At 46.9% G+C, this 9890-nt stretch carries 7 protein-coding genes; 3 read left to right on the plus strand and 4 right to left on the minus strand.

From position 1 onward, the window contains the following. Positions 1–194: 194 nt before the first annotated feature. A complete protein-coding gene (locus QTO06_RS24230) occupies positions 195–734 on the minus strand; it encodes a DUF3332 domain-containing protein (protein ID WP_331410180.1) in 540 nt (179 codons plus the stop codon). A gap of 330 nt (positions 735–1064) precedes the next feature. Here QTO06_RS24230 and QTO06_RS24235 point away from each other — a divergent pair, with 330 nt between their 5' ends. Further along, positions 1065–2135, plus strand: coding sequence for a succinylglutamate desuccinylase/aspartoacylase family protein (locus QTO06_RS24235; protein ID WP_010446288.1), 1071 nt, complete (start codon positions 1065–1067; stop codon positions 2133–2135). 99 nt (positions 2136–2234) lie between these two features. On the opposite strand, the gene QTO06_RS24240 is transcribed toward QTO06_RS24235, so the two are convergent. Next, a complete protein-coding gene (locus QTO06_RS24240; protein ID WP_010446286.1) occupies positions 2235–2537 on the minus strand; it encodes a DUF3622 domain-containing protein in 303 nt (100 codons plus the stop codon). 362 nt (positions 2538–2899) lie between these two features. After that, on the minus strand, positions 2900–6796 hold the full coding sequence (gene purL, locus QTO06_RS24245) for a phosphoribosylformylglycinamidine synthase (RefSeq protein ID WP_331410185.1): 3897 nt from the start codon (positions 6794–6796) through the stop codon (positions 2900–2902). A gap of 323 nt (positions 6797–7119) precedes the next feature. Here purL and mltF point away from each other — a divergent pair, with 323 nt between their 5' ends. Beyond that, positions 7120–8724, plus strand: a complete 1605-nt coding sequence (gene mltF / locus QTO06_RS24250; protein WP_331410188.1) for a membrane-bound lytic murein transglycosylase MltF — start codon at positions 7120–7122, stop codon at positions 8722–8724. 287 nt (positions 8725–9011) lie between these two features. Next, entirely contained in the window at positions 9012–9146 is a 135-nt protein-coding gene (locus QTO06_RS24255; protein WP_005424864.1) for a hypothetical protein, read from the plus strand. An 80-nt stretch (positions 9147–9226) separates the two neighbouring features. Here the strand turns inward: QTO06_RS24255 and tadA are convergent, their stop codons facing one another. Then, entirely contained in the window at positions 9227–9760 is a 534-nt protein-coding gene (gene tadA, locus QTO06_RS24260; protein ID WP_331410191.1) for a tRNA adenosine(34) deaminase TadA, read from the minus strand. Positions 9761–9890: the final 130 nt, after the last annotated feature.

Raw genomic sequence — 9890 nt, forward strand, 5'->3', positions numbered from 1 at the left:
GTTCTTGTGCCCAAAGTTTAGCGTCTGAATATGTCATCTTAGTGTTTCAGTGAGGAATAGTAAGTGATCAGATCGCACACACGTTAAAGAGTTCAAAAAAAATCCCCAAGCTACAAGCTTGGGGATTTGTGTATAAGAGACAGGCCGAGGCACCCTTTTTTATTGCGAGCTTGCTATTAAAAGCACTTCGTACATTATGCACGAGTTTGCGCGTATGCCGCTAGCTCATCCATAGAAGTCTTAGCAACAACTTCACCATCGATGTAGTAAGTAACGAAATCACCTTCACGAACACCCATAAGTGTTGCTTTTTCACCGTTGTTGTAAGTGATGTCCATTTGAACTGTGTTCTCGTCGATCTGTTGCATCTGACCTTGCTCGATAACACGGTTGTTCGTTAGAGGACCAATTGGGGCTGTTGTTAGTGATTTATCTAACTGGTGGTTTACGTCGATGTAAGTGTCCATCTTCTTATCAAAGATGTGTGGCTTACCGTTTAGCGGGTTTTTACCAGTCCAGAACTCTAGAGAGTTGAACACGATGTAGTCAGCCGCAATAGCAACACCGTAAACTGGCGCCATTAGCATGTTTAGACCACCACGAGCGTAACGGTTGTCAACGGCTTTCAAGTTGAAGCCCATAACGTAACCCGTTACTGCGTTGCTGCCTACACAGCCAGAAAGAGAAACTGCGACTGCAGTCAATGCGCCAATTTTAGCGAACGCCTTTTTCATCAAAACCTCTAGTTAAATAGTATTAGGTCAAAAATTCGGCGGGGATATTAGCGGATAAAAACGAGAGGTAAAAGATAGTTTTTCGCAAAAAAAATATTAGTATTAAATTTAACACAGCCTTATTTTTTCCATGAATATAACACATCAAAAACTATGGCAAGACTACTCAATCGATACTAGATTTCACCCAATAAACTCACACAAGCCATACATTCGGTGAATTGTTGATCTTTTCAATAAAAATTATTGTTCGTCACATCAAGAAGAATGATTAGTGTGATTTTGAACCAGTTGTTACATTGTTGCTAACGTATTTGACAGAGATGGTTTATGGCCAGAAGTAAAAAAAGCAAAGTATTTGAGCTGCTCGGGCACCAAGTACAACCAGGACAACGACTAGAAACCGAATTTGAAGCGGCACAGCTTTACACGCACTCGCCTCTTTCTATTCCTGTGGAAATTATCCACGGTAAACAGGAAGGCCCTGTTTTAATGGTAAATGCAGCGATCCATGGTGATGAGCTTAATGGCGTAGAGATCGTTCGTCAGATGATCAACCAATTGGATCCAGCAAAACTAAAAGGCACGGTGATTGCGGTTCCTATCGTAAACGTGTTTGGCTTTATCCATAAGTCGCGCTACCTTCCAGACCGTCGCGACCTAAACCGCTGCTTCCCGGGCAGTGAGAAAGGTGCATTGGCATCACGTATGGCGCATGGCTTCTTCAACAATATTGCTAAGCGTTGCGACTATATTTTGGATCTTCACACAGGTGCAATTCACCGTACTAACCTACCTCAAATTCGTGCGAACTTGAGCAACCCAGAAACACTGCGTATCGCAAAAGCGTTTGCAACACCAGTGATCGTAGACTCTGCTCTACGTGACGGTTCTCTGCGTAGCGAAGCGGAGAAATGCGATATCCCAGTACTGACCTATGAAGCGGGTGAAGCTCTGCGCTTTGACCCACTATCCATCAGCGCAGGTGTACTGGGCGTTCAACGTGTGATGCAAGCAATCGGTATGCTACGTGCGAGCCGTAAGAAACTACCTGAACCAATTATCGCGAAATCCACCAGCTGGGTTCGTGCATCCGGTAACGGTATTTTGCGTACTGTGGTTAACCTAGGAGACAAGGTAGAAGAAGGCGAAACGCTAGCATACATCAGCTCTCCTCTGGGGCACGATGAGCTTGAACTAGTCGCACCGAAAGGTGGTATCGTTATTGGCCAGCAAACACTGCCACTTGTGAATGAAGGCGATGCTATTTTCCATATCGCTTACTTCAAGCAAAACGATGAAGTGGTAGAGCAAGCGGTTGAAAGCTACATTGAAGAGCTGACTGAGTTTGATGTCGACCAAGTAACGACAGGGCAAATCCCGTTAGACACTCAACAGTAACCTCTTAATTTCCATTCAAATAAAAATGCCCCGAGATGAACTCGGGGCATTTTTTAATTCAGATTTGATGGTACAAATCGACCATCTAGTAAGCTGAGATTACTCTTCGTCAGCTTCAACTTCGCGTGCTTTGCGAGCTTCTTCTTTGCGAACTTTTGCCGCTAGTTGCTCTGCTTCACGCTCTTGACGCTGTACAGCTTTACGCTCGTTACGAACCACTTGGTTTTGAACAAAACCTGCTAGTTCTTGCTCAGCCCAAGCTTGTGCTTTCTCTTCGCTGTCAAAGCCAGTTTCACGTTTTGATACTACAGTCTTACGAGATGTCACTTGACGAGTGATCTCTGCGCTCCAACCGTTACGTTTTTCAGTTACGCGGATAGCAAATTTTGGATTTTTAGACATTTCTTTCATTTCCTAAGGGATTAATCAGGGATTCGGTCAACTTGATAACTCCATCTAAGCTGAGCTGTTTAACACCATCCCTTGGTAAGCGCGGTATTAGAGCATAAAAGTTACCGAAACGCTGCAAGTTTTTTACAGTAGATAAGGCACGAACGAATTGGGGAACTCTCACGATTCATTGTTAAAAAGAGATTTCCTACTCCTTCCTTCGTCAGTCTAGGAAATGACGCCGCTGTTCTTTCTCGCATCTCGAAGCGAGGCGTTCCATAGGACGAGATCCATTCTCGATTCCATTAAATAAAAAAGCGCCAGTCTTTCAACCAGCGCTTTATTCTTTTCGTTAACCTTGGGCTACGTCGTAATTAGCCGATGTTCTTGCGTGCGTTTTGGAACATACGCATCCAAGCACCATTCTCGCCCCAACCTTCTGGAGACCATGAATTCGCTACTGTGCGGAATACACGCTCAGGGTGCGGCATCATGATAGTCACACGGCCATCTTGAGTCGTTAGACCGGTGATTGCGTTTGGCGAACCGTTCGGGTTGTTCGGGTATTGCTGAGTTGGGTTACCGTGGTTATCAACGTAACGAACTGCAACCGTGCCTGACGCTTCAATCGCCGCTAGGTGTTCAGCATCACGTACTTCTACGCGACCTTCACCGTGAGAAACCGCGATTGGCATACGCGAGCCTTCCATACCATCGAAGAATACAGAGTCAGACTTTTGTACTTCAACTAGGCTAAAGCGAGCTTCAAAACGCTCAGATTCGTTACGAACAAAGCGTGGCCACAGGTCTGCTCCTGGGATTAGCTCTTTCAGGTTCGATAGCATCTGACAGCCGTTACACACACCTAGAGAGAACGTATCTTCACGCTTAAAGAAGCCTTCAAACTGGTTGCGAGCTTGTTCATTGAACAGGATAGACTTAGCCCAACCTTCACCGGCGCCTAGAACGTCACCGTAAGAGAAGCCACCACACGCCACTAGGCCTTGGAACTCTTCCAGTACAGCTTGACCCGTTAGGATGTCGCTCATGTGAATATCCGTTGCTTCAAAGCCAGCACGGTCGAATGCTGCTGCCATCTCAACGTGAGAGTTAACACCCTGCTCACGCAGAATTGCCATTTTAGGCTTAGCACCTTTCGCGATGAATGGCGCTGCGATGTCTTCGTTCACATCAAAGCTTAGTTTAACGTTTAGACCTGGGTCTGAGTTGTCTTTCTTCGCTTCGTGCTCTTGGTCAGCACATGCTGGGTTATCACGTAGACCTTGCATCTTATGCGTTGTCTCCGCCCAGATAGTACGTAGTTCAGTACGGTTACGCTCTAGAACCACTGTGTCACCAGAAGTGATCACTAGCTTGTCAGATGCTTCTACTGAGCCGATTACGTGTGAACACGCTTCTAGGTCGTTTGCTGCAAGAGTAGAAAGTACAGCGTCTAGGTCATCGTTCTTAACCTGAAGTACTGCGCCTAGCTCTTCGTTAAATAGTGCTGCTAGAGTATCTTCGCCAAGGTCAGCAATGTCAGCTTTCACACCACAGTGACCCGCGAATGCCATCTCAGCAAGAGTAACGAATAGACCGCCATCACCTTTATCGTGGTAAGCCACTACTTGGTCATTCGCTACTAGAGTTTGAACTCCTTCGTAGAAACCTTTTAGCTGTGCTGCGTTATCTACGTCTGCTGGCTTATCACCAAGCTGCTTGTAAACCTGTGCCAGTGCAGTCGCACCTAGACGGTTTTGACCGTTACCTAGGTCGATTAGAACAAGGCTAGTGTTGCCTTTATCTGTGCGAAGCTGAGGTGTGATTGTCTTACGCACATCTTCAACACGAGCAAACGCAGTGATGATCAGAGACAGCGGAGACGTTACTTCTTTCTGCTCGCCATTCTCTTCCCACTTAGTCTTCATCGACATTGAGTCTTTACCCACAGGGATAGTCAGACCAAGTGCTGGACATAGCTCTTCACCCACAGCTTTCACCGCTTCGTAAAGACCAGCATCTTCACCTGGGTGGCCTGCTGGAGACATCCAGTTTGCAGACAGTTTAATGTGTTTGATATCACCGATGTTTGTCGCTGCAATGTTTGTGATTGCTTCACCAACCGCTAGACGAGCAGAAGCACCAAAGTCTAGTAGCGCAACTGGCGTACGCTCACCCATCGACATCGCTTCACCGTGGTAAGTGTCGTAGCTTGCTGCTGTTACTGCGCAGTTTGCTACTGGAACCTGCCATGGACCAACCATTTGGTCACGAGCAACTAGACCCGTTACTGTGCGGTCACCGATAGTGATAAGGAATGTTTTCTCTGCAACCGTTGGTAGACGTAGAACGCGGTCCGCTGCTTCGTTTAGCTCGATACCGTCACGGTTAACTGCAGGGTTGTTTGCTTTTAGCGTTTTCGCATCACGATGCATCTTAGGCGTCTTACCAAGAAGCACATCCATTGGCATGTCGATTGGCGTGTTCTCGAAGTGTGAATCTTCAAGTTTAAGCTCACGCTCTTCTGTTGCGATACCTACTACGGCGTATGGTGCACGTTCACGCTTACATATTGCGTCGAATACTTCCATGTTCTCTGGCGCAACTGCCATAACGTAACGCTCTTGAGATTCGTTACACCAGATCTCAAGTGGGCTCATGCCTGGTTCATCATTTGGTACATCGCGCAGTTGGAAGATACCACCACGCTCGCCATCGTCCACAAGCTCAGGAAGTGCGTTAGAGATACCGCCCGCGCCTACATCGTGGATGAACGCGATTGGGTTAGCATCACCAAGTTGCCAACAACGGTCGATCACTTCCTGACAGCGACGTTCCATTTCTGGGTTTTCACGCTGTACTGAAGCGAAGTCTAGGTCTTCTGCTGATTGACCAGATGCCATTGAAGAAGCAGCACCACCGCCAAGACCGATGTTCATTGCAGGACCACCAAGTACGATTAGGCTCGCACCTACTGGGATCTCTTTCTTCTGAACGTGCTCGTCACGAATGTTACCCATACCACCAGCAATCATGATTGGCTTGTGGTAACCACGAACCTCTTCACCTGCGTGAGAGTTAACTTTCTCTTCGTAAGTACGGAAGTAACCAAGTAGGTTTGGACGACCAAATTCGTTGTTAAACGCCGCGCCACCAAGTGGGCCTTCTAGCATGATATCTAGAGCGTTAACAATGCGACCCGGTTTACCGAAATCTGTTTCCCATGGCTGTTCAAAACCAGGAATACGTAGGTTAGATGTTGTGAAACCAACTAGACCTGCTTTTGGCTTACCACCAATACCAGTTGCGCCTTCATCACGGATTTCACCACCAGAACCAGTCGAAGCTCCCGGCCAAGGAGAGATAGCTGTTGGGTGGTTGTGCGTTTCCACCTTCATTAGGATGTGCGCTTTCTCTTGGCTGTAGCCGTACTGGCGAGTTTCTGGGTTCGGGAAGAAACGACCAACATCGGAACCTACCATTACCGCTGCGTTATCTTTGTATGCAGACAGTACGTTTTCAGGCGTAGTTTCGAATGTGTTCTTGATCATCTTGAACAGAGACTTCTCTTGCTTAACGCCGTCGATAGTCCAGTCTGCGTTGAAGATCTTGTGACGACAGTGCTCTGAGTTCGCTTGTGCAAACATCATTAGTTCGATGTCAGTCGGGTTGCGTTCTAGCTTATTTACGAACGCATCGTAAAGGTATTCAATTTCATCATCTGCAAGTGCAAGACCTAGGGTAACGTTTGCGTTTTCAAGCGCAGCACGGCCGCCTTTTAATAGATCAACATCTGCTACAGGAGCAGGTTCTGCCGCTTGGAATAACGCGTTTGCCGCATCAAAATCAGTAAATGTCACTTCCATCATTCGGTCATGGATGAGTGCTTTTACATCAGCAATTTGAGCATCGTTAAGAGGCGTCGATGTCTCTACGTAATATGCAGTGCCGCGCTCAAGACGTTTTACTTTGTCTAGACCACAGTTGATGGCGATATCAGTAGATTTAGAAGACCAAGGCGAAATAGTGCCCGGACGAGGCGTAACAAGAAGTAGAAGACCTTCTGGCTCATGCTCTTCGATCGTTGGACCGTAAGTCAGCAATTTTTCCAGTTTTTCCAACTCTTGAGCATCAAGGTCAGACTTTAGATCCGCAAAGTGCATGAACTCAGCGTAAATGCCAGTGACAGGCAGATCTTGTTCACGACAAAGTTCCAGTAGTTTATTAACACGAAACTCAGAAAGAGCTGGGGAGCCACGCAAAATTCTCATGTGCTTAGGTCTCTTATTGCAAGTGATTAAGGTGATATTGGAATAAATTCAGTGGGTTATACTGTTTTCTTCGAAGCTATTCCCGAAGGTTTTTCAAACCTATGCCGATGCCACCTCTTCGTTGCGAGCGCATTATATAGCAATTGTTTTTGTGATGTAACACCAAAAGCAACCGTTTGCGTCATTTTTTTCGTCAAATTTGAATTCCGACTAAAATGTCGATAAATCACACAATGTCGCACTCTATCTGTCTGATTCACTTTGCCCCACCAGCTCGCTTTGATATAAAGGCAACTAGAAAATTATCGAGACGTACCGAATTAATGCAAATAAGTCAGTTCAACCGACTCAAGCGCAGCGCCCTACTTTTCGCCTCTGTGCTTTTACTCTCTGCGTGTCAGATTGAGTCGGAACCCAAAAGTGAATTCGAGCAAATCCAAGAGCGTGGTGTCCTACGTGTTGGCACGCTAAACAACCAACTCTCCTACTACATTGGTCCTGATGGTCCTGCTGGCTTGGATTACGAACTGGCGCGCAAATTTGCAGAGCAACTCGGCGTGAAGTTGGAAATCAGACCTGCTTTCCGCCAAGCAGAGTTATTCCCTGCTCTGAAAAAAGGCGATATTGATATTATCGCGACCGGTTTAAACCAAACCTCTCAAGCGGTGCAACGCTTCCGCCCTGGGCCTGCTTACTACTATGTGAGCCAGCAAGTGGTGTACAAAAAAGGCCAGCTTCGCCCTCGCGATGTAGACCAGCTCATCAAGTATCAAGAATCAAAAGATGAGAAAGCCGAAAACGAAGACAGCAATGCAGGAGCAGAGACGCTGCAAATTGTTGAGCAGTCACAATTTGTTCCGACATTAACCGCGCTACAGAAAGAACACCCAGAGCTACAATTCGAAATTATTGGCGATGCCGATACTCGCGACCTCTTAAAACACGTATCAACAGGTGAGTTGCGTTTTACAGTAACTGACTCGGTGGAACTGCCTTTAGCTCAGCGCCTATACCCAGATCTCGCTTTAGCATTTGAGCTAACCGAAGACCAACCCGTTTCTTGGTTCACTCGTCGTTCTGAAGATGAAAGCTTGTATGCCATGTTGATCGAATTCTTTGGCAACATTAAGCAGTCCGGTGAACTCGCAACGCTCGAAGAGAAATACATCGGCCATATTGAAGCTTTCGACTACGTAGACACGCGTGCTTTTATTCGCGCCTTGGATAACACCTTGCCGAAATGGTCACCACTGTTCCAAAAATACAGTGAAGAGTTCGACTGGCGCTTGATTGCGGCATTGGCTTATCAGGAATCTCACTGGAAACCAAAAGCGAAGTCACCAACAGGCGTTCGTGGCATGATGATGTTGACGCTGCCAACCGCTAAGAGTGTTGGGGTAACGGATCGCCTAGATCCAGAGCAGTCTGTGCGTGGTGGTGTGGAATACCTTCGCCGTATCGTGGCTCGTGTACCGGACTCAATCAATGAGCATGAGAAGATTTGGTTTGCTTTAGCGTCTTACAACGTAGGCTACGGACACATGATGGATGCACGACGCCTGACTAAAGCGCAAGGTGGCGATCCAAATGCGTGGGCAGATGTAAAAGAGCGCCTACCGCTATTACGCCAGAAACGCTTCTATAGCCAAACTCGTTATGGCTATGCTCGTGGTGATGAAGCGCGTAACTACGTTGAAAACATTCGTCGTTACTACCAATCGATCATTGGCCATGTAAGCCAAAAGCCTGCTATCGACGAGGATACAGAAGATCTTCAGGTCATCCCGCCACTCGATCCTAATCTATTAGTTTCTGGTGCTGTGGAGACCTTGGCTGAACAGGTTTCAGGGGCAGTTGAAGTAACACCACCACCTGAAGAAAATGCGCCCCAACAAGCAGAGCAAACACCAGAGCCAAAAGCAGAATAAAACCTTCCAAAATAGCGAGCCCTCAGCTCGCTATTTTTTTGTTGAGTCAACAGATAAAGTTATCTAGAATCCAGTCTTTCGGGCTTATCTAGCTTGTGATGCTCATTGGTGCCATACCAATATTAGGCTTGCATAGCAGAGAAGTTCTTTTAGTCACCTCTCCTCGAACTGATGCCACCTTCATCCGTAGGCGTGCCTCATCAGAATGTCATCGATTGATAGCATGTCAGACGCTTTGCTATGCGAGTGTCGGAGAGTGTGTTCGTTGTCTGCAAGAGGTTCTGATTATGAGAAAGCGCAGAGTGCAGTCAAAACGTTTGAATAAGACAGTGGCTGCTAACCGCCGTAAGCGTAAGCTTACGAGTATGAAAAAGAAAGTCAGTGCACGTAACCGTGTTTTCGTTCACCTAGTGAATCACTGAGAATTTGAAGCAAACATCTACTCTTGGGTAGGTGTTTGCTAAAAATACTTCTAGCCGAAAAAACTCATTCTCCTTTCAACTTACTTATCTTTATTTTCCTGCTCGTTTTCCAACGCCTTTTGCGCTTGTTTCTTCGCTTTAATTTCTTTGCGGCGACGTTTAAAGAACGCTTGCAACTGAGAGCGGCATTCTTCTTCTAGTAGCCCATTTTCAACTGTTGCGTAATGGTACGCTGCTTGGCTTTCAAACAAGTTTAATACCGTTCCTGCAGCGCCTGCTTTTAAGTCAGGAGCACCGTAAACGACGCGTTTCACTCGGCTGTGTAACAATGCCCCAGTACACATTGGGCAGGGCTCCAGCGTGACATACAAAGTGGTATCAAGCAGTCGATAGTTTCCTAGAGCTTCGCCCGCTTTACGCAAAGTTTGGATCTCCGCATGCGCCGTCGCATCATGAGCGCAAATAGAACGGTTCCAACCTTCCGCAATGATCTCTCCGTCTTTCACTAAAACAGCACCAACCGGCACTTCCCCTTCTGCTTCTGCTTGCTCTGCAAGCTCCATCGCACGGCGCATAAATAGTTCGTCTTGAGGGGAAAACTGAGAATCTGACAAAAGGAGGCTCCGATATTTGGGATAGATCGTAATTGAAAGTGGATTTTAACCTTCAAAGAGGGGAAGTGGAAGCGGATGCGGGATGCGGGATGCGGGATGCGGGATGCGGGATGCGGGATGCGGGATGCGG

Origin of the sequence: Vibrio sp. M260121, assembly GCF_036533715.1 — a bacterium.
GTDB lineage: Bacteria > Pseudomonadota > Gammaproteobacteria > Enterobacterales > Vibrionaceae > Vibrio.

Bases quoted from the DNA above. Each gene is read 5' to 3' on its own strand.
- QTO06_RS24255 (WP_005424864.1), top strand. From the start codon at position 9,012: ATGAGAAAGCGCAGAGTGCAGTCAAAACGTTTGAATAAGACAGTGGCT.
- mltF (WP_331410188.1), top strand. From the start codon at position 7,120: ATGCAAATAAGTCAGTTCAACCGACTCAAGCGCAGCGCCCTACTTTTC.
- QTO06_RS24240 (WP_010446286.1), bottom strand. From the start codon at position 2,537: ATGTCTAAAAATCCAAAATTTGCTATCCGCGTAACTGAAAAACGTAAC.
- QTO06_RS24230 (WP_331410180.1), bottom strand. From the start codon at position 734: ATGAAAAAGGCGTTCGCTAAAATTGGCGCATTGACTGCAGTCGCAGTT.
- purL (WP_331410185.1), bottom strand. From the start codon at position 6,796: ATGAGAATTTTGCGTGGCTCCCCAGCTCTTTCTGAGTTTCGTGTTAAT.
- QTO06_RS24235 (WP_010446288.1), top strand. From the start codon at position 1,065: ATGGCCAGAAGTAAAAAAAGCAAAGTATTTGAGCTGCTCGGGCACCAA.